The sequence below is a fragment of the Pseudomonas sp. RIT-To-2 genome (assembly GCF_029623465.1).
GTDB classification, from domain to species: domain Bacteria; phylum Pseudomonadota; class Gammaproteobacteria; order Pseudomonadales; family Pseudomonadaceae; genus Aquipseudomonas; species Aquipseudomonas silvicola.
In genome coordinates, this window is the sequence record NZ_JAPYKM010000007.1 from 36,809 (window position 1) to 62,049 (window position 25,241).

At 66.5% G+C, this 25,241-nt stretch carries 15 protein-coding genes; 8 read left to right on the plus strand and 7 right to left on the minus strand.

Annotated features, from left to right (window positions below):
* Nucleotides 1-3: 3 nt before the first annotated feature.
* Nucleotides 4-462 carry an REP-associated tyrosine transposase gene (locus QBK88_RS08435; protein ID WP_277961698.1) on the minus strand — a complete coding sequence of 153 codons (459 nt, stop codon included), beginning with the start codon at nucleotides 460-462 and terminating at the stop codon, nucleotides 4-6.
* 409 nt (nucleotides 463-871) lie between these two features.
* Between QBK88_RS08435 and QBK88_RS08440 the strand changes: the two genes are divergently transcribed.
* Complete coding sequence (locus tag QBK88_RS08440) at nucleotides 872-2,218, plus strand: MFS transporter (protein WP_277961699.1); 1,347 nt, start codon at nucleotides 872-874, stop codon at nucleotides 2,216-2,218.
* 42 nt (nucleotides 2,219-2,260) lie between these two features.
* Here the strand turns inward: QBK88_RS08440 and QBK88_RS08445 are convergent, their stop codons facing one another.
* From QBK88_RS08445 to QBK88_RS08460, 4 genes are all read right to left on the minus strand, one after another.
* Nucleotides 2,261-3,442, minus strand: coding sequence for an acetyl-CoA C-acetyltransferase (locus QBK88_RS08445; RefSeq protein ID WP_277961700.1), 1,182 nt, complete (start codon nucleotides 3,440-3,442; stop codon nucleotides 2,261-2,263).
* Between the two features lie 119 nt (nucleotides 3,443-3,561).
* On the minus strand, nucleotides 3,562-5,151 hold the full coding sequence (locus QBK88_RS08450) for a GMC family oxidoreductase (protein WP_277961701.1): 1,590 nt from the start codon (nucleotides 5,149-5,151) through the stop codon (nucleotides 3,562-3,564).
* Nucleotides 5,144-5,641, minus strand: coding sequence for a sugar dehydrogenase complex small subunit (locus tag QBK88_RS08455; RefSeq protein WP_277961702.1), 498 nt, complete (start codon nucleotides 5,639-5,641; stop codon nucleotides 5,144-5,146). Before QBK88_RS08455 ends, QBK88_RS08450 begins: the two co-directional genes overlap by 8 nt.
* Nucleotides 5,642-5,743: 102 nt before the next feature.
* Complete coding sequence (locus QBK88_RS08460; RefSeq protein ID WP_277961703.1) at nucleotides 5,744-8,068, minus strand: FdhF/YdeP family oxidoreductase; 2,325 nt, start codon at nucleotides 8,066-8,068, stop codon at nucleotides 5,744-5,746.
* Between the two features lie 203 nt (nucleotides 8,069-8,271).
* Between QBK88_RS08460 and moaA the strand changes: the two genes are divergently transcribed.
* The 7 genes from moaA (at nucleotide 8,272) to QBK88_RS08495 (ending at nucleotide 20,702) form a co-directional block, all read left to right on the plus strand.
* Nucleotides 8,272-9,270 (plus strand): GTP 3',8-cyclase MoaA, encoded by a 999-nt coding sequence (gene moaA / locus QBK88_RS08465; RefSeq protein WP_277961704.1) that lies wholly within the window; start codon nucleotides 8,272-8,274, stop codon nucleotides 9,268-9,270.
* A 183-nt stretch (nucleotides 9,271-9,453) separates the two neighbouring features.
* Nucleotides 9,454-10,338, plus strand: a complete 885-nt coding sequence (locus QBK88_RS08470; protein ID WP_277961705.1) for a LysR family transcriptional regulator — start codon at nucleotides 9,454-9,456, stop codon at nucleotides 10,336-10,338.
* Nucleotides 10,339-10,619: 281 nt separating this feature from the next.
* Nucleotides 10,620-11,639: an iron ABC transporter permease gene (locus QBK88_RS08475; protein ID WP_277961706.1), complete on the plus strand. Its 1,020-nt coding sequence runs from the start codon at nucleotides 10,620-10,622 to the stop codon at nucleotides 11,637-11,639.
* Nucleotides 11,636-12,406: an ABC transporter ATP-binding protein gene (locus tag QBK88_RS08480; RefSeq protein WP_277961707.1), complete on the plus strand. Its 771-nt coding sequence runs from the start codon at nucleotides 11,636-11,638 to the stop codon at nucleotides 12,404-12,406. Before QBK88_RS08475 ends, QBK88_RS08480 begins: the two co-directional genes overlap by 4 nt.
* Before the next feature lie 10 nt (nucleotides 12,407-12,416).
* The gene (locus QBK88_RS08485; RefSeq protein WP_277961708.1) at nucleotides 12,417-14,540 is read left to right on the plus strand and encodes a TonB-dependent siderophore receptor; all 2,124 of its coding nucleotides are present in this window, start codon (nucleotides 12,417-12,419) and stop codon (nucleotides 14,538-14,540) included.
* Nucleotides 14,537-15,538, plus strand: coding sequence for an ABC transporter substrate-binding protein (locus QBK88_RS08490; RefSeq protein ID WP_277961709.1), 1,002 nt, complete (start codon nucleotides 14,537-14,539; stop codon nucleotides 15,536-15,538). Before QBK88_RS08485 ends, QBK88_RS08490 begins: the two co-directional genes overlap by 4 nt.
* A gap of 142 nt (nucleotides 15,539-15,680) precedes the next feature.
* The gene (locus tag QBK88_RS08495) at nucleotides 15,681-20,702 is read left to right on the plus strand and encodes a dermonecrotic toxin domain-containing protein (RefSeq protein ID WP_277961710.1); all 5,022 of its coding nucleotides are present in this window, start codon (nucleotides 15,681-15,683) and stop codon (nucleotides 20,700-20,702) included.
* Between the two features lie 45 nt (nucleotides 20,703-20,747).
* Here the strand turns inward: QBK88_RS08495 and QBK88_RS08500 are convergent, their stop codons facing one another.
* The gene (locus QBK88_RS08500; RefSeq protein ID WP_277961711.1) at nucleotides 20,748-23,849 is read right to left on the minus strand and encodes an error-prone DNA polymerase; all 3,102 of its coding nucleotides are present in this window, start codon (nucleotides 23,847-23,849) and stop codon (nucleotides 20,748-20,750) included.
* A complete protein-coding gene (locus QBK88_RS08505; RefSeq protein ID WP_277961712.1) occupies nucleotides 23,825-25,240 on the minus strand; it encodes a Y-family DNA polymerase in 1,416 nt (471 codons plus the stop codon). Before QBK88_RS08505 ends, QBK88_RS08500 begins: the two co-directional genes overlap by 25 nt.
* Between the last annotated feature and the right edge of the window lies 1 nt (nucleotide 25,241).

The window sequence follows — 25,241 nt, forward strand, 5'->3', positions numbered from 1 at the left end:
CTGCTACAGCCATACGGCATCCCAGAGGGGGTAGTCGGCTACACGCTGGACCAACCCTGCACTCAGCGGAGTGGCAATGATGTACCGGGCGGCTTGCCTGAGATCTTCTTCCTTGCGCAGCGCGCGGTCGTAATACCCCTTCTGCCACAACGGCCCCTGTAACGCCAGCCGCGTGTTGATCGCGTAACCACTGCGCGCCTTGACGCGCCCGACCACGTCGCCCAACGATCCGGTGCGCAGCTCGAAGAGCCAATGCAAATGATCAGGCATCACCACCCACGCCAGCGACGACAACCGCCCCGCCTGTTCAGCCGCGCGCATTTCCTTTACCAGCAAGCGACCGAGCTGCAAGTCCTCGAAATGCGCTAGTCGACCCTCGGTGACCGTCGTGACCACATAGATCTGCCCGCGCTCGCTAAAGCGCCCCGTACGCAGCGAAAACGCTCTGCGATTGCCGTTCATGCGTCTGCCCTCCATGGCTGATCCCGCAGGGTAATCGCCCCCTCACGTGCGATGCGATACCTGGCGCGCTACGAAAAATGACACAACCGCGGCAGTTTTTTTCATGTGCCTAAAGGCCCCGCCCCATGGTGGCCAGAGGCCTGACAACCGGGCGCAATGTCGCAGGCAAACACCCCGCAAACGGTTGCGCTAAACCGTTTCAGGTGCGATAACTAAAAAGGTGAACGACCCGAACCCCTACAAAAGATAGAAATCACCCCGGCATCGAACGCGTTTTTCGTCGATCCTGCATTTCCTTTTCCGTCCGGTCGCTTTACCCACGCCATTGCGGCGTAAACCTGCCCTTCAACCTCATTGAGGCCATTCATGGGTGCGCCCAAGCACCTGCTGCACACAAGGAAACGGAACATTGAGCGATCAATCCACTCCGCACTCTCCCCTCGCCCGCCTGTGCGATAAAATCGGCATTCCCTACCCCCTCTTCTGGGGCTTCGTCGGCCTGTTGATCTTCATGATCGGCGATGGCGTCGAACTCGGTTACCTCTCACCCTTCCTCAGCCAGCGCGGCATGGCCGAAAACCATATCGCCATGGTCTTCACCCTGTATGGCGTCACCGTCGGCATTTCGTCGTGGCTCGCCGGTGCGCTGTCCAACCTGTGGGGCCCCAAGCGCGTGATGATGCTCGGCCTGGTGATCTGGAGCGTCTTCGAAGCGCTGTTCCTGGTCTACGGGCTGCAAAAGCTCAGCTACCCGATGATCCTGCTGACCTATGGCCTGCGCGGCTTTGGCTACCCGCTGTTTGCCTACGGCTTCCTGGTATGGATCGCCGCGGCCACGCCATCGCGCAAAATGGGCCTGGCAGTGGGCTGGTTCTGGGTAGCGTATGCGGCAGGCCTGCCGACCCTGGGGTCACTGGTGGCCAGCATCAGTATCCCGGTGATCGGCGCGCTGCAAACGTTCTGGCTGTCGTTCGGGCTGGTGGTCATCGGCGGCGTGATCGGCCTGGTAGGCATGCGTGAAGCCCACGGCATGCGCCGCCTGGCACCGGAGGGGGAAAAGCCGCTGGTGTCTATGGCCAAGAACATCACCATCATGTGGACCCAGCCAAAAGTCTCACTGGCCGGCCTGGTGCGGGTGATCAACACGGCGTCCATGTTCGGTTTCCTGGTGGTGATGCCCGGGTTTTTCATGCATACCGTGGGCTTTACCCTGGAGCAATGGCTACGCCTGCTGACCATCGTGTTCGTGTTCAACATCATCGGCAACATGACGTCCAGCGTCATCAGCACGCGCATCGGCTACCGCAACACCATCCTGTGGCTGGGCGCCGTGGGCAGCACGATCAGTACGCCGCTGTTCTTCTTCATGCCCCAGGCCTTTCCGCACAACTTCATGCTGGCCTCGGTGTTCGGTGCGTTCTATGGCCTGACCCTGGCCTGCTTCGTGCCGTTGTCGGCCCTGGCCCCGGCGCTGGCGCCGCAGAACAAGGCGGCCGCGCTGTCGGTGCTGAGCCTGGGCGCGGGTGCTTCGACGTGGGTCGGCCCTGCGGTGGTGGCGATCTTCAGCGAGCGATTCGGCCTGGAAGGTGTGGTGTGGGCGTTTTCCGGGCTGTACGCCCTGAGTGCGGTGATGACCGTGTTCCTGCGCGACCCGGAACCGGTGCATGAGCCGGTGCTGACCCCGGCCAAGCGCCGGATCAAGGTGCGGGTACCGCGCCTGGATTACCGCTGGGCCCATGCGACCCGCGCCGACTAAGCGCGGGGCCCGACGCGGCCGCAAGGCCGCGTCACCGGTCTGTCAGGGGCGTTCCAGCGCCAAGGCAACGCCCTGACCACCGCCGATGCACAAGGTCGCCAGACCTTTCCTGACATCGCGCTTGATCATTTCATGCAGCAGGGTCACCAGCACCCGGCACCCCGATGCCCCGATGGGGTGGCCCAAGGCAATGGCACCGCCGTTGACGTTGACCTTGGCAGCGTCCCATCCCAGTTCCTGCCCCACCGCCAACGCCTGCGCGGCAAAGGCTTCGTTGGCTTCGATCAAATCCAGTTGCTCAAGGGTCCAGCCAGCCTTTTCCAGGCAACGGCGCGTAGCGCTCACCGGGCCGATGCCCATGATGGCCGGGTCGACGCCCGCGTTGGCATAGGCGGCGATGCGCGCCAGCACCGGCAGGCCCAGTTGCCGGGCCTTGGCAGCGCTCATGAGGATGACCGCGGCAGCGCCATCATTGAGCGACGACGCGTTGCCCGCCGTGACGGTACCGTCTTTCTTGAACGCCGGCTTGAGCTTGGCCAGGCTATCGGCCGTGGTCCCGGCGCGGGGCTGTTCGTCCGTTGCAAAGGGCACGGGGTCGCCCTTGCGCTGGGGAATGAGCACGGGGGTGATCTCGGCCACGAAGCGCCCGGCTTCGATGGCGGCCGCCGCCTTGGCCTGGGACTGGGCGGCGAAGGCGTCCTGGGCTTCACGGCTGATGCCGTACTTGTCCACCAGGTTCTCGGCAGTGATGCCCATGTGGTAGTCGTTGAACGCGTCCCACAGGCCGTCGCTGATCAGGGTGTCGACCATGGTCGCGTGGCCCATGCGCAGGCCGGTACGGGCACCCGGCAGTACGTAGTTGGCCAGGCTCATGTTTTCCTGGCCACCGGCGATGATCACCTCGGCGTCGCCACAGCGAATCGCCTGGGCACCCAGGTGCAACGCCTTGAGGCCCGAGCCGCAGACCTTGTTCAGGGTCATGGCCGGCACGGCCGCAGGCAGCCCGGCCTTGATCGCGGCCTGGCGCGCGGGGTTCTGGCCAGCGCCGGCAGTCAGCACCTGGCCAAGAATGACTTCGTCTACCTGGCTGCCGTCCAGGCGCGTCTGGGCCAGCAACTGGCGGATTACGGCAGCCCCCAGGTCAACGGCCGGGATGGCTGCCAGGGAGCCCTGGAAACTGCCGACCGCGGTGCGGGTGGCGGCGACGATGACGACGTCTTGCATGGTGATACCTCGTTGTTATTAGGTGCTGGGAACTGGAAAAGCTCGCTGGCAAGCCACCACCGATTGTCCCGCCGGAGCATTGTTTTGATAATTTTGTTTTTCAAAGCAGTTGATGAGTTTCAGTTATCAATCTGCCCCACACTGCGCAACGCCAGGGCCACGGCGGTCAGGGTGGAATTGACGGTGGCCGAGGTTGGCATCACCCCAGTGCCGCACAGAAACAGGTTGTCATGCTGATGGCAGCGGCCGAACCCATCGCATACCGAGCGAGCCCCGTCGTGGCCCATGCTCAACGTACCGGTGATGTGCTGGTTGTTGGAAAACGCGCCGTCGGCACTATGGCGCAGGTTGCTGGCCCCCATCAAGCGGGCGATGGCGAGGAAGTCCTGGCGCGAGGCCTCGGCGCCGCGCCGGGTGTAGTCGTCGATAGCATAGTGCAGGCGCGGTGTGGGCAGGCCCAGTTTGTCACGACGGTCGCTGAGGGTGACGCGGTTGTCCGGGTGCGGCAGTTGCTCCAGCACATCCTTGACGCTCATTTCGAACGCCGCGCGGTGGCGCAGTTGGGTCTTGAAGGCCGGCCCGTAGACCCCGGCCTTGAGTAGCGCCTCGGTCGCAGTATCCACCCGGGAGACGTTGGTGAAGTCCAGCCGATAGGCCGCCCGATGGCGCCGAAAGCCACCGTCGCGCAGGGTATTGATGGAACTGGGGCTTTGCGGACCCCGGCCCAGCCACAGTTCCTCATCGGCGTCGAAACTCAGGGAGGTACTGGGGTGATCCATGAGGTGGCGGCCCACGTTTCCGGACCCATTGGCCAGGCCCTGGGGATAGCGGTCGCTGGCCGACATCAGCAGCAACTTGGGGCTTTCGATGCCGTTGGCGGCGAGAATGAAAGTACTGCCCGTGACCCGGTGCGTCTGCTTGTCGGGGTCGTAATAGTGCGCGGCGACGATCCGGCCTTGCTCATCATGCTCCAGGCGGTACACCACCGCCCGGGTCTGCAACCGCACGCCGGCGGCCAGCGCCTGCTGGATGGCGATACCACCGTGGTACTGGGCATTGATCGGGCAGATGGGCTGGCAACTGTTGCTGGCGCAGCACGGCGGCCGGCCGTCGTAGACCTGGCTATTGCGCGCGGCAGTATTGCCTACCACCCGGTAGGCCGGTGCCAGGCGTTCGCGGATGCGCGCCATGGCGTAGGGTTCGGCCACGGGGGCCATGGGCAGCGGGTCGCGACGCGGGGAGCCGGTGTTGTCGGCACCGGAGACGCCCATCAGCAGCTCGGCCTGATGGTAGAAAGGCTCCAGGTCGTCATAGCTCAAGGGCCAGTCCACGCCCACGCCATACAGGCTCTTGAGGCGAAAGTCATTGGGCAGCAGGCGCCAGGCTTGCGCCGCCCAGTGCCAACTGGTGCCACCCACGCCACGGATGTACTGGGTCTGATAGGGATAGGGCCCGGCCTGGTCGAGGTAGTCGTTGGGCTCGGGCTGGTAGAGGGGGTGCGGTGCCCAGTCATGGAAGGGGTACGGCGCCAGCCAGTCGTGCTTGCGTGGCGAGGCGCGAAATGCCGCCACGACCTGGGCATGGTCGATCTCGCCGCCCGCTTCCAGGATCAACACCGAAGCGCCCCGCTCTGCCAGGCGCCGCGCCGCCGTGGCGCCGACAATGCCACTGCCGATCACGACCACATCGGCGCTCGAGGCTTCAGCCATGCTCGGCGCTCCCCTCAGGCTTGGCGCTCCACACGCCATAGCCACCCAGGGCGAAGCTGGGCGGTTGCAGCACGTCGGCGACCATGCGGGCGTTCAGCGCCTGTTCGTAAGCCACGCAGCGGGCCTGAGTGCCGCTGCCTACCACGCCCATGAACCAGGCACGGGCCAACACCCTGGGCACCTTGGCCAGGGGCGATTGCTCGGTGTCGAGGGTGGCCTGCAGGGTGGCGGGGTCGAGGTGGCGGGCCTCCATCAGTCTGAGCAACTGGCTGGCCTGGTCCGCGAAGGCCGGATATTGCTGGGTCAGGGCCAGGTACAGAGCATTGGCCAGGTCGCGGTCCAGGGCTTGCTGGCCAGCGATCAGTGCCGACAAGGCGAGGAAATCGCCCTGGGCCTGGCTACCCACCGGCTCAGCCAGGGCAAAGGGGATGTGCGCGGCCGTCCAGGCGCCCAGCAGGGCCTTGAGCAGGGTTCGGCGAGGTGGGTTCATGGCGTCCATTCTCCGGGGCATCGCTGTTGGAACACAGCGCCTCGGAGAAATTCAGGCCTGGGTGGGGCAATTATGGCGCCGGGGCCGGCGCCGGTTGCTGAATCAGGCGACAGCCGCAGAAATGAGGTTGCTGGCGCTGGCCTTCTCCACCTTGATGGCGATGAACTTGGAGGTCGGCGTGTAAGTGCGGTCACCGTAACTTTCCAGCGGCACCAACGGGTTGGTTTCCGGGTAGTAGGCAGCAGCCTGGCCCTCGGGGATGTCATAGGCAATCAAGGTGAAACCCTTGACCCGACGCTCGCGGTTGTCGTCCCACAGCGCTACCAGGTCGACCTTGTCACCCGGTTGCATGCCCAGCTTGCGGATATCGGCTTCGCTGACGAACACGACCTCTCGCATGCCGTACACACCGCGGTAGCGGTCGTCCAGGCCGTACAGGGTGGTGTTGTACTGATCGTGGGAACGCATGGTCTGCAGAATCAGGTCCGGCGTCACGTTCATCTTGCGTACGCCGGCGTTCACCAGGTCATCCGGCAGGAGGCTGGCGGTGAACTGGGCCTTGCCGCTGGCGGTTTTCCATACGCGCTGGGCGGCGCTGTTGCCCAGGTGGAAACCGCCCGGGTGCTGCAGGCGCTCGTTGAAGTTGGCGAAGCCTGGCAGGGTGTCGGCGATCAAGTCGCGGATGCGGCTGTAGTCGCCCACCAGCCAGTGCCAGTCCACCGGGTGGTTGCCCAGGGTGGCGGCGGCCATGCCGGCGATGATCGCCGGCTCCGAGCGCAGGGCCGGCGACCGCGGTTTCAGTTGGCCGTGGGAAATGTGCACCATGCTGAAGGTGTCTTCCACGGTGATGCCCTGAGGGCCATTGACCTGCACATCGATCTCGGTACGGCCCAGGCACGGCAGAATCAGCGCGTCACGCCCCGTGACCAGGTGGCTGCGGTTGAGCTTGGTGGCAATATGGACCGTCAGGTCGCATTTGCGCAGCGCCTCATGGGTGCGCGGGGTATCCGGGGTGGCCTGGGCGAAGTTGCCGCCCAGGGCGATGAACACCTTGGCCTCGCCGCGCTCCATGGCGCCGATGGCCTGGACCGCGTTATGCCCGACTTCACGGGGCACGGTAAACTTGAAGCGTTGCTCGATGGCGTCCAGCAGGGCTTTCGACGGTTTCTCGTCGATGCCCATGGTGCGGTCGCCTTGCACGTTGCTGTGGCCACGTACCGGCGACAGGCCGGCACCCGGGCGGCCGACGTTGCCGCGCAGCAGTTGTACGTTGATCACTTCCTGGATGGTCGGCACCGAGTGCTTGTGCTGGGTCAGGCCCATTGCCCAGCACATGATGACCCGTTCGGCCTTGCGGTACATGGCGGCGGCCATCTCGATATCGGCCAGGCTCAGGCCCGACTGTTCGATGATGTGCGGCCACGGCGTGGCGTCGACTTCGGCCAGGTAGGCGTCCATCCCGGTGGTGTGTTCCTGAATGAAGGCGTGGTCGAACACCGCCGGCTCACCGCTGGCCTGGGCGTCGCGCTCCCATTGCAGCAGAAACTTGGCCATGCCGCGGAACAGCGCCATGTCGCCGCCCAGGGCCGGGCGCAGGTAAGCCGAACTGGTGGGCTTGGAGCCGTTGCCGAGCATTTCCAGCGGGTGCTGCGGGTGCTGGAAACGCTCCAGGCCACGCTCCTTGAGCGGGTTGATGCAGATCACCTGGGCGCCACGCTCCACCGCTTCGCGCAGCGGTTCGAGCATGCGCGGGTGGTTGGTGCCAGGGTTCTGGCCGATCACGAAGATGGCATCGGCGTGCTCCAGGTCGTGGAATACCACGGTGCCCTTGCCCACGCCCAAGGTCTCTTTCATGCTCACGCCACTGGCTTCGTGGCACATGTTGGAGCAGTCGGGGAAATTGTTGGTACCGAAGGCACGCACGAACAGCTGGTACAGGAACGCGGCTTCGTTGCTGGCCCGGCCCGAGGTGTAGAACTCGGCCTGGTGCGGCGACTCCAGGGCGTTCAAGTGGCGACCGATCAGCGCGTAGGCATCTTCCCAGCTGGTTTCCACGTATTTGTCGGTGGCGGCGTCGTAACGCATGGGGTGGGTCAAGCGGCCCTGGTATTCAAGCCAGTAGTCGGTCTGCGCGGCCAGGGCCGACACCGAATGCTTGGCGAAGAACGCCGGGTTCACCAGGCGGCCAGTGGCTTCCCAGTTCACCGCCTTGGCGCCGTTCTCGCAGAACTTGACCATGCCGTTTTCCGGCGACTCGCCCCATGCGCAACCCGGGCAGTCGAAGCCGCCGTTCTGGTTGGTCTTGAGCATGGCGCGGATGTTGGTGAGTGCCTTCTTGCTGCCCAGCCAGCTGCGCGTCACCGCCACCAGGGCGCCCCAGCCGGCGGCGGCACCTTTATAGGGTTTATAGCGTTCGACCTGGGACATTGGGGCACTCCGTGAGGCAATGAATTCAGAATGTCAGGCTATGCCCCGGTCGCAAAGGTGTCCAATCGCTATTAGTGACTGCACGATCGACGGGCTCTATCACCTGACGATAGACCCCATCGATCGTTTATTCGCTCGAAGTAATTAGACCTGGCGCCCGTGGCGTTTTATTCTGGATACATAATCTGCCCCAAGAGGTGTACATGGCTGACCGGATGCTGATCGACGGCTTCGCCCGACGCGTCGACTATGTGCGCCTGTCGGTGACCGACCGCTGCGATTTCCGTTGCGTGTACTGCATGGCCGAGGACATGACGTTCCTGCCGCGCCAGCGCATCCTCAGCCTGGAAGAGATCGCCGAACTGGCCCAGCACTTCGTGGCCCTGGGCACTCGCAAGATCCGCCTCACCGGTGGCGAGCCACTGGTACGCCAGGGCATCGTCGGCCTGTGCGAACGCATCGCCGCCCTGCCCGGCCTGCGCGAACTGTGCATGACCACCAACGGGTCGCAACTGGGCCGCCTGGCCCAGCCGCTCAAGGACGCCGGGGTCAAGCGTCTGAACATCAGCCTCGACAGCCTGGACCCGGCACGCTTTCGCGAGCTGACCCGTACCGGCGACTTGCACAAGGTCATCGAGGGGATCGATGCGGCCAACGCTGCCGGGTTTACACACACCAAGCTCAATTGCGTGGTGATGAAGGGCCGCAACGACGACGAGATCAACGACCTGGTGGCGTTCGCCATCGACCGTGGCCTGGACATTTCCTTTATAGAAGAGATGCCGCTGGGGGTGATCAGCGAGCACAGCCGTGCCGGTGCGTTTTTCTCCAGCGCCCAGGTGCGTGAGGTCATCAGCCAGCGCTACACCCTGCTCGACTCCGCCGAATCCACCCAAGGCCCGTCGCGCTACTGGCGCCTGGCTGAAGCCCCCGCCATTCGCATCGGCTTCATCTCGCCCCACAGCCACAACTTCTGCGCCACCTGCAACCGCGTGCGCGTCACTGTCGAGGGCCGGTTGCTGCTGTGCCTGGGCAATGAGCACGCCGTGGACCTCAAGGCCGTGCTGCGTGCCCACCCGGGGCAGCCGCAGAAAGTCGAGCAGGCCATTGTCGACGCCATGAAGATCAAGCCCTACCGGCACGACTTTCAGCTCAATGATGACGTACAGGTGGTACGCTTCATGAACATGACCGGCGGCTGACCCGGTCGCCCCTGGACGGTCAGGACCAAGATGCTGTGGGACCGGGCGAAGCTCGGGAACGACCCACCGCGCACTGGCTGCCCTACCGCAGCGCCTGTTTCCCGAGCTTCGCCCGGTCCCACAGGGATAACAGCGCCTAGGCCTTAGCCGCCCACCCGCCCGACTGACCACCCGGTAATGCCCTTGGATATCAAACAACTCAAATTCCTCATCGCCCTCGACCAGACTCGCCACTTCGGCCAGGCGGCGGCGCGCTGCAACATCACCCAACCGACCTTGTCCATGCGCTTGCGCAACCTGGAAGACGAACTCAATATCGTGCTGGTCAACCGCGGCCAGCGCTTCGAGGGCTTCACCCCGGCGGGCGAGCGGGTGCTGGCCTGGGCGCGTACGCTGATCGCTGCCCACGATGGCCTGTATGCCGAAGCGGCCGCGTGCCGTGGGCAACTGATCGGCGACCTGCGCCTGGGCATGGTGCCCCTGAGCAGTTTCAACACCACCCAGTTCATCCAGGCCCTGGCCAGGGACTTTCCGGAACTGGGGTTCAGTGTCTCGACCATGACCAGCGACGATATCGTCGCCGCCCTGGCCAATAATCAGGTGGACCTGGGCATCTGTTACCTGGACCAGGTCAACGCCAGCCATTTCGAATTCTTCGAGCTGTCGTCCACGCGCATCGGCGTGCTCTATGACACGCGCTTCTTCACCTTCGACAGCCCGCAGATCAGTTGGGAGGCCGCCGCCGAGCTGCCGCTGGGGATGATCCTCAACGGCATGCACTTTCGCAAATCGGTGGACCTGAGCTTCCGCAGTCGCGGGCTGAACCCGCGGCCGGTGCTGGAAAGCGATTCCACCTTTCAGTTGATTCAGGCCGTGCAGGCAGGGTTCTGTTGCGCGGTGATGCCGCTGGAAGGTGGTTTTGAAGGCTTGAACGAGCACATGGGCGTGCTGGCCCTGCCGGATGCCGAGGTACTGGCGCCGCTGGGGCTGATCATGCGCCGCACGGAACCGCGGTCGGCGGTGGCCGAGAAGTGCTTTGCCCGGGCGCGGGAGTTGTTGAACGGATAACGCACGTATGCGGGAGCCGCATTGTTGCTTCCAACGGAATATATCTTTGCGTTTTGTTAGCTGGCTAACAAACTAGGCCGCTGATACATTGCCGGCCGTCGAGGTTACCAACTGCTCGACGCCCCGCATTGGGCCATGTCACCTGCTCCCCCCGGGTGGACATGGCCCTTTTTTTTGCCTGACGCGGGCGGCCTTCCATGAAGATTGCAATGTACGACCTAGTCCATTCCCCCTGACCGCTATATACTTTTTGTTACACCGCCACCACCCGACCCTTCCCGATGCCCCGAGCTACCCCGCTCTACCCTGCGGCTTTCAGCCTGCTTGCCGTGATTGTCGCCAGCCTGGTGGCGTTGACCATCGGCCGTTACCCCGTTCCCCTTTCGCAACTGATGTCCTTCCTTGGCGCCTGGGCCGGGCTTTCGTCTTTGCCCGATGACCAGTACACCCTGCTGCACAGCGTGGTCTTCGACAGCCGCCTGCCCCGCGTCATCGCCGGGGCCTTGGTCGGGGCCGGGCTGTCGGTGTCGGGGGCGGCGTACCAGGCGGTGTTTCGCAACCCGCTGGTGTCGCCGGGTTTGCTGGGGGTGCTCAGCGGCTGCGCGTTCGGCGCCGCCGTGGGCATCGTCGCCGACCTGCACGGCCTGTGGATTCCCCTGCTGGCCTGCGCCACGGGGCTGGTGGCCGTGGCGGTGGGCGTGACCATCGGCAACCTGTTCGGCATGACCTCGATCCTGATGCTGGTGCTGGGCGGCATCGTAGCCAACGCCCTGTTTACCTCGTTGCTGTCCATCACCCAGTACGTGGCCGACCCGCAGAGCCAACTGCCCACTATCGTCTATTGGCTGTTGGGCAGTCTCAGCGCCGTGGACCAGCACGCGCTGGCGTTCACCGCGCCGGTGCTGCTGCTGGCCATCGGCGTGCTGTGCCTGCTGGGCAGGGCCATCGATGCCTTGTCACTGAGTGACGATGAAGCCTTGAGCCTGGGCGTGCCGGTGCGCCGCATCCGTTATGGGGTAATCGTGCTGGCCACGCTGATCAGCGCGCTGACCGTCAGCCTGGCTGGCATGGTCGGCTGGGTGGGCCTGCTGGTGCCGCACCTGGCTCGCTTGCTGGTGGGCCCGGCCAACACGCGCCTGTTACCGGTGAGCGCCGGCCTGGGTGCCTGCTTCCTGCTGGCCGCCGACGCCCTGGCGCGCAGCCTGGGCGCGGGCGAGGTCCCTCTGGGAGTGGTCACCGAACTGCTCGGTGCGCTGGCCTTCGTGCTGGTGCTGCACCGTGTGCGCAGGGGCTGGCTATGAACCCACCGCTGTTGCAGGCCGAAGGCCTGGGGTACCGCCTGGGCGCACGCACCGTGTTCGAGAACGTCAGCCTGAGCATCGCCCCTGGTGACTGCATCGCGCTGCTGGGCGCCAACGGCGCCGGTAAAAGCACGCTGATGAAAGTGCTACTGGGGCTGCTCAAGCCCAGTAGCGGCCAGGTACAGCTCAACGGCCAGGCCCTGCAGCGCCTTGACCGCCGCGACATCGCCCGGCAACTGGCCTATGTCCCCCAGAGCCACGTGCCCAGCTTTCCCTACACCGTGCGCCAGGTCGTCACCCAGGGCCGCCTGCCCATCACCGGCCTGGGCCGCGCACCCGCTGCCGCCGATCTCGACGCCGTGAGCCGGGCCCTGCTGGCCATGGGCATCGAGCCTCTGGCCGAGCGCACCTACACCGAACTGTCGGGTGGTGAACGGCAGCGGGTGCTGATCGCCCGGGCACTGGTGCAGGAAGCCCGGTTGATCCTGTTGGACGAACCCGTGGCCGGCCTGGACTTCGGCCACCAGTTGCGCCTGCTGGAGCGCCTGCGACAGCTGGCCGCCGACGGCCTGGCCATCCTCACCACCAGCCACCACCCTGAACAGGCGCTGGCCGGCGCCAACCGCGCCTGGGTGCTGCATGAGCGACAACTGATTGCCGACGGCCCGCCGCACCAGGTCATCGACGCGGCGCTGATGCAGCGCCTGTACGGCGTACCCGTGCGCCAGATCGACAGCGCCCACCACCGATTTTTCGTTCCCCTGTGAGAGTGACTGCATGAAGCATCTCCCCTATGCCCCGCTGCTGCTGGCGGCCGCCGTCAACCTGGCCCACGCCGCCGACAGCACCCCGATTCAACTGGGCGCGGTCACCGTCACCGGCACCCAGGATACCCAGGCTGAAGAGGATGCCCGCGCGGCCCGCGAGAAAAGCGCCAACCTTGGCCCACTGGGTGAACGACGCCTGCTGGACACCCCTTACTCGATCAACGTGGTGCCCCACGACCTGATCCAGAACCAGCAGCTCAAAAGCGTCAAGGACATCCTGCGTTACCTGCCTTCGGTGCAGGGCGACGGCGCCCGCCCCCAGAGCCGCGGCCTGCAGGGCAGCGTGGTGCAGAACAGCCGCCTGGACGGCCTCAACGTGGTGTCGACCACCGACTACCCCGCCGAGCAGTTCGACGACGTGCAGGTACTCAACGGCCTGGCGGGCTCGCTGTACGGCCCGGCGAACCCGGCGGGTACCTTCAACTTCATTTCCAAGCGCCCCACCGACGAGCGCCTGAACCGCGTGACCGTGGGCGTGGGCACAGGCCTGAGCTGGTTGAAAGCCGCCGACCTCAGCGGCCCCTTCGACCCCGAAGGCAAGATCAAGTACCGCCTCAACTTGCTCGACGAGCAAGGCCACAGCTACAGCCCCGGCAGTACCCTGCGCCGCCAGCTGGTGAGCCTGGCGCTGGACTTCCAGGTCAGCGACGACACGGTGGTGCAGACCAATTTCAGCCACTACAACTACCTGGCCAAGGGCCTGCCGGGCAAGTTCGCCTTGGCCACCAATGCCAGTTTCCCCGGCGCCCTGGACCCTACCCGGCACAACCTGGGGCAGAACTACGCCGGCGACGACGACACCACCGACACCGCCAGCCTGCACATCAAGCATGACTTCAACGGCAACTGGAAACTGGACGTGGGCCTGCTGCGCCAGATCGCCGACCGCGAATCCACCGCCGTCACCAACACCCTGGCCGCCACCGGCAACACCTATACCAGCACCGTGGCCACCGCCACCGCCAGCCGTTTCACCCTCAACAGCTACCTGGCCAACCTCAACGGTACCGAGTGGACCGGTTCGGTGCGCCATGACCTGACCTTCGGCTTCAGCGGGTTTGACTGGAAGAACTTCAACCCCGTCAATGGCGCCACCCAGACCCTGGGCACCGCCAGCCTCAACGACCCGGTCAATTTCAACGAACCGGACTACCCCGACTTCACCGACCGCTACCACTCGGCCACCGCCACCCAGCGCTCGTTCATCGTCGGCGATACCCTGACCTTCACCCCGCAGTGGAGCCTGATGGTCACGGGCAGCCAAAGCCTGATGTCGGTGCGCAATTATGGCAAGACCGGCGCCACCACCAGTGGCTCCGACGACCACGGCCTGAGTGGCGCCGGCAGCCTGATGTACAAGCCGGTCGACAACCTGACCCTGTACGTCACCTATGCCGACAGCCTGCAGCAGGGTGACACCGCCCCCACCGGCACCACCAATGCCAACACCATCCTGGCCCCGTACCGCAGCCGCCAGTGGGAAATCGGCGGCAAGCTGGCCCTGGATGGCGTCAACCTGTCCCTGGCCGCCTTCCAGATCAAGCGGCCCTACGCGTTTACCCAGACCAACCTGGACTACGCCGTGGCTGGCGAGCAGCGCAACCGTGGCCTGGAATTCATGGCCGACGGCAAGGTCGGCAGCAACGTCCGCCTGTTCGGCGGCATCACTTGGCTGGACCCCAAAGTGCTCGACACTGGCAGCGATGCCACCAGCGACACGCGCATCGTGGGCCTGTCGCGCTACACCGCCAGCCTGCTCACCGAATACCAGGTACCCCAGGTGCCCGGCCTGGCGGTCAACGTCAACGCCCGATACGTGGGCCCGCGCCCCACTGACAACACCGACAGCCACTGGGTGTCCAGCTACGAAACCTTCGACCTGGGCGCCAGCTTCACCACTCGCCTGATGCAGCGCAACACCGTGTACCGCCTGGAGGTCACCAACCTGACCAACGAACGCTACTGGACCAACATCGTGCCCGGTGGCCTGAACGGCTACAGTGCGGCGGGCAACGCCAGCGCCCAGCTGGGTGCGCCGCGCATGCTGCAGGCCTCGATCCAGGTGGACCTGTGAGGTGGCGCGGGCTGGGGCTGGCCCTGGGGCTGGTCAGCACCATGGCGCTGGCCGGCCAGGTGGTGGACGACAAGGGCCGCACGGTCACCGTGCCCGACCAGCCCCGGCATATAGCCGATGCCTGGTTCGCCCACCATGCGCTGCTGATGACCCTGGGCGCCGGCGACCGCATCGTCGCCACCGTCAACCATGCCCAGCGCCAGCCGTGGATGTTCACCGTGCAACCGTCGCTGAACCAGGCGCTGACCGTGGATGGCACGGCGTTCAACGTCGAGAGCCTGCTGGCGGCCAAGGTCGACCTGGTGTTCGCCAGCACCGGCGACCGCCATGCCCTGGCCTATGAGCAGGCCGGTATTGCCGTGGTGTACATGGGTTTCAACGACCTGCCGGGGCTCAAGCACTCGCTGCTGACCAGCGCCCAGGCCCTGGGCAGCCCCGAGGCGCTGGCCCGGGCCCAGGCCTATGACGCCTATCTGGACCAACAGGTCGAAACCATTCGCCAGCGCCTTCAGGGCCTGCCTGCAGAGCAGCGGCCACGGGTGTTGCACATCGCCTCGCTCAAGCCCTTGAAGGTCGACGGCGCAGGCACCCTGATCGACGACTGGATAGGCCTGGCGGGCGGCCGCAACGCGGCCACCGGCCTGACTGGCAACCTGCAGGTGGTCAACGCCGAGCAGGTGCTGGCCTGGCAACCCGACGTGGTCATCCTGGCCGCCGACGCCGGCTCGCTGGACCAGGTGCCGTTGCTCAAGCAACTGCACGCCGTGACCAGTGGCCACCTGTTGCGCAACCCGGCGGGGGTGTTCCCCTGGGACCGGTACGGCACCGAGATCGCCTTGCAGCTGCCCTGGGCGGCGCAGCAACTGCACCCCGCGCTGTTTCAGAACGTGCAGATGGGGCCTTTGACTCAAGCGTTCTACCAGCGCTTCTTCGACTACCCGCTGACCGCAGGCCAGGCGGCCAGTATTTTGCAGGGTGATGGGCCAGCCGGCCGATAAGGCGTCCAGGGCGAGCGACGCCGCGCTGACAGGCCCCGGCAAGGCCCCCACATATATGCCACCCCGTCCCACGGGGCATGCCTTCCAATGGCCTGGATAAAGCAGCGGCTGGCGCTGCTTCCCGGCCATGGAGGCCATCATCATGACCCTACCCGCTCGCCCATTGGACATCGTTGACCCTGCGCTGCTCGAACACGCAATCGAGCACGCCGCCGATGCCCGCCAGGCCTTGCTCGCCTTGCTCGACGGCGCGCCCCTCGGCGAAACCATCGCCGTTGATCGCTATTGGAACGCCCGCGCCCCCGGCACCCCGTTGTCCCGCCGCCAGGCTGCCACCCACCAGTACCTGCGCCTGCTGGAGGCCCATGTGGACTGGGAATGGGCCCAGGCACGCGTGCCGTCCGCGGCCCTCTCCCTCGCCCGCCAATGCCTGGACGGCCCGGTAACCGGCATCACTGTCAACCGCGTGAGCACCGTGGACGCGCAGGGCCTGCACCACCCTTTGCACGGTGCCCTGGTGTTCAGCCAGGACGCCGGCGCTGCCGGGCCGTTGCTGTTCAACCCCGCCGCCCAACCGGCGCTCGTCCCGTTCGCTGACAGGCCAGCACTCGACACCTGGCTGGCCCAACACGCCGCTGGCCTGTGGCCAGACGTGCCCCAGGCCAGCCTTGTAGTCTGGGCACCCCAGCCGGGTGGGGCGCAGGAGGGCTTCACAACCTGGCTCGACACGCTGCGCCGTCGTGCCACGGCGCCGGCCTTCAGCACCCTGTTCCCCCTTTTGCCGCCGAGCACACCGGCCACACCTGACCCCGATCACTCAGTGTGGGCGCCTGGCTTCGGGCACCTGCCCGCCCACCTGCCCACCGCCCAGCGCGAGGCCATGATCCAGCTACACCTGGACGCCTACGAGACCCTGTTGGGCGATCACTTCATCGGCGATCACAACGTACCGGCAATGCGCAACCTCCAGGCCCTGCTGGCCCGCCGTCTTGAAGCGCAGACCCGGGCCGATACCGCCATCGGCGTGCTGCTGGACGTCGACACACCCCAAGCGCTGACGCAACTGGACCAGCACCCGCATTACCCCTCGCTGCTGCAGGCCCGGCGCGATGCGCTGAAAGCGGAAGCCGATATCCAACTGGCCCTCAGCCAGATCACTGCGCAGGAGCACCAGTACCTGAGCGATACCTCGGCCGGCAACGGCGCCGCCACCCTGGCCTTGAAACTGCCCGACGGCAGCGAACAGCCCCTGACGGGCGTGGTGCTGGTGGGCCCCATCGCAGCCCTGGCCAACCCGCCGTCGGCCGATAGCGTGTTGCTCTATTGGCCCGGCATGGCAGGCGGCCTGCAACGCTTCGCGTCACGGGCCGTGCTGGAGCAAGCGTTAGCGCACGGCGAGGCCCCGGGCACCACCCTGCGGGCCACCACGTTTACCGGTGAGCCGGCCGCCCAAAGCCTCGACGCCCAGCGGCTGCAGATTGCCTCCAGCGCCCAGGCGCTGCTGCTGGCTCACCCGCAGCCCGACGACGCCCAGGGTCAAGCCCTGGGCCAACTGTGCGAAGCCAGCCACTACCGGTTGCAGGTGTCCCACCACGATGCCCGCGACAGCGCCAGCGCCCAACTGCTCAAGCACCAGCGCAGCGAGGCCCTTCGCGGTAAACTGCCGGGCTGGCTGGACACCCTGCCGATGGCCGAGCGCAAGCGTTGGCGCGACCTGCTCGAACGCTTCCTGCGGGCCAGCGACCGCGCCCAGGCCCTCCACGAGCGCGAGGTTCCCGAGCGTGAGCGGTTTGCGCGCGCCGCGCTACAGGCTCGCCTGCGCCAGGACTTCACTGTCAGTGGCGCCCTCGACGTCAGCTTGAACCTGCCCGTGGAGGTCATCCATTCACGGCGCCCGGTGCCGACCCTCAACAATGTGCCGCGCTACGAGGAAGTACGCACCCCCAGCCAGGCCCGCATGACCTTGAGCCTGGAAGCCTTGAGCCTGCTGAACATCGATACCCGGGTGGCCGAGCAGCTCGATTACCAGGTGGTTACCGTGGCCGGCGGCAACGAGGCCGAACGCGCCACGGTCAAGGCGGGCCTCACCAAGGCCTACCTCATCACCCTGGTGCGTGAATTGAACATGGCCAGCGCCTACGCCGATTGCGTCCGGAACGCCTACTGGGGCACGCGGGAAGAGTCGGCCTTCCAGCGCCAGTACCGCCACGAATGCCTGAGCGAACCGGTACGCCTGATGCTGCAGCTGCACAGCCTGACCGCCCTGCGCACCGGCCGACTGGACGCCATTGGCCAGGCACTGCTGGAACGTGCCATCGACGCCCCCGGCACGGCACCGGTGCAATTGGTCAGCCTGTACCTGGCCCCGCACGCCGATACCCAGCAGCGCAAGGGCACCGTGTCGGGGGTGGTGTTCATCGTCGACCCCGCCACCGGCCAGACCCTGCTGTACCTGGCGGATTTCAACCCGCGCAAGACCGTGCGCGCCTTCGCCAGCCTGGCGGCCGCGCGCCAGGCACTGTTTGACGACCTGCTCGACCCGCACTTCATCGATTACCTGGCCGACCGGGTGATGGTGGGCGACAAGGCCAACCATACCGCCCGCCTGTTCCGCGCCTATCAGGACCGCGATGACCAGGTGTTCATGCTGTTCAAGCCCACTACCAACCGCTCCCTGACCGACTACCTGGTGTCGCAGCAACTGGCGCGCTGGCTGCACGCCAACAGCCAGACCTCTCGCAGCAACCACCAGATCGATGTGGAGGCGTTCCTGTTCAATGTCCACAACGCCTTGCTGTACACACGCATGGCCCTGGGTATGATGCCGCTGGTGGGCACGCTCATCCAGGCCTATGACAGCCTGCAGGCGGTACGCGATGCCTTGCTGGCCTTTCACCAGGGCAACGACCGAGAGGGCCGCCAGCATGTGCACACGGTGCTCGAATCACTGGCGGATGCGCTGATGACCCTGGCGCCCGGCGCCCATGGCCGTTTGCCCAGGCGCAACCCCGGACAGTGGCGGGCCCAGGCCCGGCGGCTGCGCCATGCCCCGCCCCACCGGCCAAACGGTATCGGGCCTGCGGCCGCGCGCCCCTTCGCCGGGTACGAGCACCCCGGCGTGCTCGACTTCGCCGGCGCCTCGCCCGGTACCCATGGCCGCTATCGCCAGGTGTACCGGCTGGCTGCGGGCGACTTTATCGTCAGGGACGGCCAGGCCTGCCAAGTGCGCTGGGACGACGCCGCACAGACCTGGCGGCTGTCAGGCACAGCCACCCGCACCTACCGCCAGCCCATCACGCTCGATGCCGACGGCGAGTGGGATACCCACGGTGCCGTCACGGGCAAGTTGCTGGATGGCGGCCTGGCCGGCGGCTCTCCCCGCGACGATGCCCGCCGCCTGAAAGACCTGGAACGCCGCCATGGTGACCTGGTGGACACGATCAACGCGTTGCCCTCCTTCGACAGCAATGACCTGGGCAGGCACGTGACCACCGAGGCACTCTACGAGGCCGCGCGGCGCATCCACACTGACCTGATCGATGGCCATCGCGGCCTGGAAGACCTGCTGCGCCAGATCAAGGAGCTGTCCCGCGACCGCAACCGGCGCAGCATGCTCCTGGAACTGCAGCGCGACGCCAATACCTCGGTCAGCAATTGGCTGCAGAACCTGCTGCACCTGGAGAAAGGACGCCTGGACCGCTTGATGGGGGAAGTTCGCATCGCCGCCATGGCCCTCAACCAGACCCCAGACCGCCTCGACCTGGTGGCACGCATCCGCGACACCCAGCAGCGCATGCTGCCGTTGCAGGACAGCATCAGCGTGCACATGGCCGAGCTGGCCGACTGGGCCAGACGCGAGCAGACACCGCGGCCGCGTTCAGTGGGCGAACATCAGCATACCCTGGACATGCTGAACGACCGCTTTTACCGTTACCGGCGCATCGACACCGTGCTCGATCTCACCCATGTGCTGGTCGACAACACCCCGGCGGGTTGGGAGCACCTGGTGCAACTGACGCGGCTGCGCGAGCGTTTCACCCGTGCGGTGCGCAACCACGATGACCTGCAGGACCTGCTCTCGCCACGCCAGCAGCGGCAGATTTTCACCACCTGCCTGAACCACGTGGTCGACTATCAGGACTTCATCGCGTCCACCAGTGTGCTGTACCCCGAATTCTATGACCTGACGCTCTACCCCCGGGCCATGCAGGCACTGGACACCATTATCGACAGCTACCGCACGCAACTGGCGCACCTGGACCAGCCAACCGGTACTGCCCAGCCGGCGCGGCCAAGCCCGACCAAACCACAACGGCCATCATCGCGCAGCGGGGCCCGACGTGCCTTCGAAACGCCGGACCACCTGCACTATGTGGCTGAAGAGGTGGACGACAGTGCCACGCTGGCCCGCTATACCCTGCAGCCCAACGAGCGCCTCTATACCCTGGACGGCGCCAACAACGCCAAGGAGCACTGGGCCATCGGCACCGACGGCCGCGGCCGCCATCTGAACCCCGCGCCCCAGCGGGCCGCCCAGGTCCGTGACCGCCAGCGTGAGCTGGAACAGGGGCAGGCGCTGCTGAAGGACATAGACCGGCAGATTCAAACGGCAGAAGGCTACATCAACTACAGCCCGCGCAACCTGGAACATACCTACCAGGCCCTGGCCCAACGGCTTCGCGACCAGGCCACGCGGGTGCGGGAGTTGGCCCCCGAAGACTCGCTGATCGAGTCGCTGACCACCAAGGCCTCGGACCTCGACGCCGCAGGGCTCAGGCGGCGCCTGCAGACCACCCTGGCCTGGGCCACCCCGCAGGCCGGCGACCTGGATTTCCTGCTAGCCCAAGGCCGAGTGGCCATCGTCGACAAGGGCCGCTTGCCGGGCGGGGTCGATGCCGAAGACTTCGTTGTCGAATACGAAATCCGCGACCTTGGCCAGCAGCCGCCCAGGGCGCTGTGGTACGCCCATTTCCATTACCCCCGGGGGGCCACGGGCTTTGACGGCTTCACCGTGGCGCATATCAAGTTGGCGCGCCAACGCAGCCTGGGCAAGCAATGGCAGGCCGCCCAGGGCAATGAAGCACTGATCCACCGCGGGGCCCTCGGCAGGGCCCAGGCCGAGCAGCACTTCAAACCGCTGTTCAACACCGCCGCGCCAGCTTAGCGGCCCTGATCGACCGCCGCGTCGGGCGCCCTGCCCGGCGCGGCGTCAACGAAAGTCGCGGCTGCGGGTGTCCAGCCCGTCCAGCAGGCCGCTGAGGTCGGTGAGCTTGCCGGCGATCACATGCCGCACGCCGCTCTCGCACTCCAGCCGGCCGTGCACCTGCATCAGTTGCGAGCCCACCAGTGCCTTGCGCTGACGCTGGGCAAGGTCGTTCCACACCACCACGTTGATCATGCCGAACTCGTCTTCCAGGGTGACGAAAATCACCCCGCTGGCGGTCTGCGGGCGCTGGCGCCCCGTGACCAGGCCGCTGACGCTGACATGGCGGCCATGCTCGACGTTCATCAAGTCCTGAGAGCTGCGACAGCGCAAACGTGCCAACTGTGGGCGCAGCAAGGTCAGCGGATGAGGCCCCAGGGTGGTGCCGACCGTGGCGTAGTCGGCCACCAGGTTCTCGCCGACGCTGGGTACCGGCAGCGCCACCGGTGTGTCCCGGCGGCTGGGCAGGTCGGCGAACAGCGGCAGTTGCGCCTCGACGCTGGCCACTTCCCAGCGCGCGCGAAAACGGTCGCCGGCCAGGCCCTGCAGGGCGTCGGCATCGGCCAGCAAGGCGCGGGCGCGGTTGTCCAGGCCGGCGCGCAGGCACAGGTCACTGACGTCGCTGAACGGCTGCCGGGCCCGTACCTGTTCGATGCGCAAGGCGTCTTCCTGACGAAAACCGCGGATCATCCGCAGGCCCAGGCGAATGGCCGGCTGCCCTTCCCCGCTGGGCTCCAGTGTGCAGTCCCAGTCGCTGTGGCGCACGTCCACGGCACGGGTCTGCAACTGGTGACGGCGGGCGTCCTGCAACAGCTGGTCGGGGCTGTAGAAGCCCATGGGCCAGCTGTTGATCAGCGCACAGGTAAAGGCCGCCGGTTCATGGCATTTGAGCCAGCAACTGGCGTAGGTCAGCAGCGCGAAGCTGGCCGCATGGGACTCGGGGAAGCCATAGCTGCCAAAGCCCTTGATCTGCTCGAAGATCTTCTGTGCGAAGGCTTCGCTGTAACCATTGCGCAGCATGCCCTGGGTCAGGCGCACCTGGTGCGGCTCCAGGCCACCATGGCGCTTCCAGGCGGCCATGGAACGGCGCAACTGGTCGGCCTCGCCGGGGCTGTAGTCGGCGGCGACGATGGCCAGCTCCATCACCTGTTCCTGGAACAGCGGCACGCCCAGGGTCCGCTCGAAGACCTTCTTCAGCGCCTCGGAGGGATAGACCACCGGTTCTTCCCTGTTGCGCCGGCGCAGGTAGGGGTGAACCATGTCGCCCTGGATCGGCCCCGGCCGCACGATGGCCACCTGAATGACCAGATCATAGAAAGTCCTTGGCCGCAGCCGTGGCAACATGGCCATCTGCGCTCGCGACTCGATCTGGAACACCCCCACGGTGTCGGCCCGGCTGATCATGGCGTAGGTGCGCTCGCACTCGGCCGGAATGCTCGCCAGGGTCAGTTCGCGGCCACTGTAGCGGCGCAGCAGTTCGAAACTGCGCCGCAGGGCGCTGAGCATGCCCAGGGCCAGCACGTCGACCTTGAGCAGCCCCACGGCGTCCAGGTCGTCCTTGTCCCACTGGATGATGGTGCGGTCGGCCATGGCGGCGTTCTCCACCGGCACCAGGGTGTCCAGCGGGTACTCGCTGATGACAAAGCCGCCCGGGTGCTGGGACAGGTGGCGTGGAAACCCCATCAACTCACTGGTCAGTGCCAGCACCCGGCGCAGCACCGGGCTGTCGGCGTCGAAGCCGGCCTCGTCGAGGCGGTCCACGGGGGGCACGCGGTCACTGTAGCGGCCCACGCAGTCAGCCAGGGCGTTGACCTGGTCCGGTGGCAGGCCCAGGGCCTTGGCCACATCGCGAATGGCCCCGGCCCCCCGGTAGCTGCTGGCAACGGCCGTGAGGGCCGCGCGGCGCCGGCCATAACGGTTGAAGACGTACTGCAGCACCTCTTCGCGGCGGTCATGTTCGAAGTCGACGTCAATGTCCGGTGGCTCGTTGCGCTCCTTGGAGATGAAGCGTTCGAACAGCATGTTCATGCGTGCCGGGTCCAGCTCGGTGATACCCAGGGCAAAACACACCACCGAGTTGGCCGCCGAGCCGCGGCCCTGACAGAGAATCTGCCGTTCGCGGGCAAAGCGCACGATGTCGTGCACGGTCAGGAAATAGCTCTCGTAGCCCAGCTCGATGATCAGCGCCAGTTCCTTGTCGATCTGCGCCCGGGCCTGGGGCGTGGGCCCCTGGGGCCAGCGCCAGCGCATGCCGCGCTCGGTCAGCTCGCGCAACCACTGGCCAGCGGTGTGGCCATCAGGCACCAGTTCACGCGGGTACTGGTACTTGAGCTGGCCCAGGTCAAACGTGCAGCGCCGGGCAATATGGACCGACTCGTCCAACAAGGCCTGGGGGTAGCATTCAGCCAGGGCCGCCAGGGGCCGCAGGTGCCGTTCGCCATTGGCGAACAGGTGCTGCCCGGCCTCGGCCACGGTGCAGTGATGGCGGATGGCGGTCATGGTGTCCTGCAATGCGCGGCGGCCGCGGGCGTGCATGTGCACGTCGCCGCTGGCCACGGCCGGCAGCTTCAACTGCGCGGCCAGGGCCAGCAGTTCCTGCAGGCGCCGGGCGTCGTCGGGGCCGCGGTGCAGTTGCACGCTTAGCCACAGACGGTCGCCGAACACCCCACGCAGCCAATGGCCCGGGGCCAGGTCGCGGGGGTTGTCGGGCAGCCACAGGGCCAGCAGGCCATCCAGCGGCACCTGGGCGAAGTCCTCGCGCAACACCTGGTACTCGCCCTTGGCGGCCCGACGCCGGGCCAGGGTGACCAACTGGCAGAGGCTCTGGTAACCGGCCAGGTTTTCCACCAGCAAGACCACCTTCGGACCGTTGTCGATGCGCATTTCGCTGCCGACGACCAAGGGCAGCCCACAGGCCTTGGCGGCCTGCCAGGCACGCACGATACCGGCCAAGGTGCATTCATCGGTGATGGCCAGGGCCTGATAGCCATGGCGCCTGGCGCGCTCGCACAGTTCCTGGGCGCTGGAGGCACCGCGCTGGAAGCTGAAGTTGGACAGGCAGTGCAGTTCGGCGTAGCCCAGGCTCATGCGAACCAGCCCTGGAGCCACAGGCGGCCCTGCTCGCCCACGGCTTCATAGGCCCAGGCGCGCTGGCCGCTGGCAGTCTCCACCAGGTAATAATCGCGGCGCACGTCGCCACCGTCCCACCACCCCGACTCGATGCGCTCGGGGCCGGCCAGCACGCGAATGTCGCCGTCAGTCCAGGCCAGGGGCTCGGCCAGCAGCCAGCCGGGGCGCGCCGGGCGCTCACCGGCCGCCAGGGTCTTGGGCAATGCCTGCGGCACCCAGGCGCGTTCGGGGCGATGGTCTGCGCGGGCTCCCAGGCCGTTGACGGCATCGTCGCCCAGGCGTGCCCGCAAGCGTTCGCGCAACTGTTCCCAGGGCTGGGACTGCTGCGGGCGGGCGTCGAACAGGGCCAGGTGGCTGGGCACGAAACGCGGCAGGTCACGGGCCACCAGGCGCACGTTGCGCACCGGGCGCTTGACCTGCACCGGCTCCAGGCGCCCGCGCGCCAGTTCAAAGAGCATGCCGGGGTCGCGCTCGGCGCCCAGCAGGCCCACGGGCACCAGGGTGTCCTCGCCTTCGGCGTGCTCCAGGTGCAGGGTGAAGCGCTGCACGCCACTGTCGCGCCCGCCCAGGTAGGCGGCCAGGTCGTTGATCAGGCGACGCAGGGGGAACAGCAAGGCCTGATGGGATTCCACGTCGAAATTCAGCTCGATGCGCTGCTCGAAAAAGTCTGGCGGGGTATAGAACGCCAGGGCCTGGGGGCGCAGGCCGTCGAGGGTGTCCAGGTGCAGCAGGTCGCCAGCGCCAAAGCGCCGGGCCAGGGTGTCACGGGGCAAGGCCCGCACCTGGCCGAAGCTGCGCAGGCCCATGCGCGCGAAGGCCGTGGCGGTGTCCCGGGGCAACCCCAGGCGCTCGATGGACAAGGGCGCCAGGGCTGTCGGCAAGGCCTTGGGCTCCAGCACCGCCAGGCCGTCATGGGCATTGGCCAGCATGCGCGCGGCCACAGGGTTGGGGGCCAGGGTAATGCGGTGGCTGAAGCCCAGGGCCTTGAGCTCGTCACGCAGCCGTGTCTCGAACTTCGGCCAGGGGCCGAACAGGCCCAGGCTCGACTGCACCTCCAGCAACAGGGCGCGGGGGTAATGCAGGCTGACCTGGGAGCTGAAACGGTAGGCCCAGGCGGCGAGAAACTGCTGGCACTGGTCGATGTCGGCCGGGTCATGGGCCAGGGTGGCAAAGTCACGGCTCAGGGCATGGGCAGCGGTCAGCGTCTGCCCGGGGCGCAACCCCAACGCCTTGGCCGCCGGGTTGACCGCCTGCAACACACGGCGCTGGGCCGGGCCGCTGATCAGGGCCAGTGGCGCGTCGGGGTCTTCACGGCGCCGCCGAGCGCTGTCCAGCGCCAATTGCGGAAACAGGATACAGGCCCAGAGCATG

What these genes read in the sequence shown, in the direction of transcription:
- QBK88_RS08450 (WP_277961701.1), bottom strand. Translation starts at nt 5,151, where the DNA reads ATGGCTGAAGCCTCGAGCGCCGATGTGGTCGTGATCGGCAGTGGCATT.
- QBK88_RS08505 (WP_277961712.1), bottom strand. Translation starts at nt 25,240, where the DNA reads ATGCTCTGGGCCTGTATCCTGTTTCCGCAATTGGCGCTGGACAGCGCT.
- QBK88_RS08485 (WP_277961708.1), top strand. Translation starts at nt 12,417, where the DNA reads ATGAAGCATCTCCCCTATGCCCCGCTGCTGCTGGCGGCCGCCGTCAAC.
- moaA (WP_277961704.1), top strand. Translation starts at nt 8,272, where the DNA reads ATGGCTGACCGGATGCTGATCGACGGCTTCGCCCGACGCGTCGACTAT.
- QBK88_RS08480 (WP_277961707.1), top strand. Translation starts at nt 11,636, where the DNA reads ATGAACCCACCGCTGTTGCAGGCCGAAGGCCTGGGGTACCGCCTGGGC.
- QBK88_RS08475 (WP_277961706.1), top strand. Translation starts at nt 10,620, where the DNA reads ATGCCCCGAGCTACCCCGCTCTACCCTGCGGCTTTCAGCCTGCTTGCC.
- QBK88_RS08495 (WP_277961710.1), top strand. Translation starts at nt 15,681, where the DNA reads ATGACCCTACCCGCTCGCCCATTGGACATCGTTGACCCTGCGCTGCTC.
- QBK88_RS08435 (WP_277961698.1), bottom strand. Translation starts at nt 462, where the DNA reads ATGAACGGCAATCGCAGAGCGTTTTCGCTGCGTACGGGGCGCTTTAGC.
- QBK88_RS08455 (WP_277961702.1), bottom strand. Translation starts at nt 5,641, where the DNA reads ATGAACCCACCTCGCCGAACCCTGCTCAAGGCCCTGCTGGGCGCCTGG.
- QBK88_RS08445 (WP_277961700.1), bottom strand. Translation starts at nt 3,442, where the DNA reads ATGCAAGACGTCGTCATCGTCGCCGCCACCCGCACCGCGGTCGGCAGT.
- QBK88_RS08460 (WP_277961703.1), bottom strand. Translation starts at nt 8,068, where the DNA reads ATGTCCCAGGTCGAACGCTATAAACCCTATAAAGGTGCCGCCGCCGGC.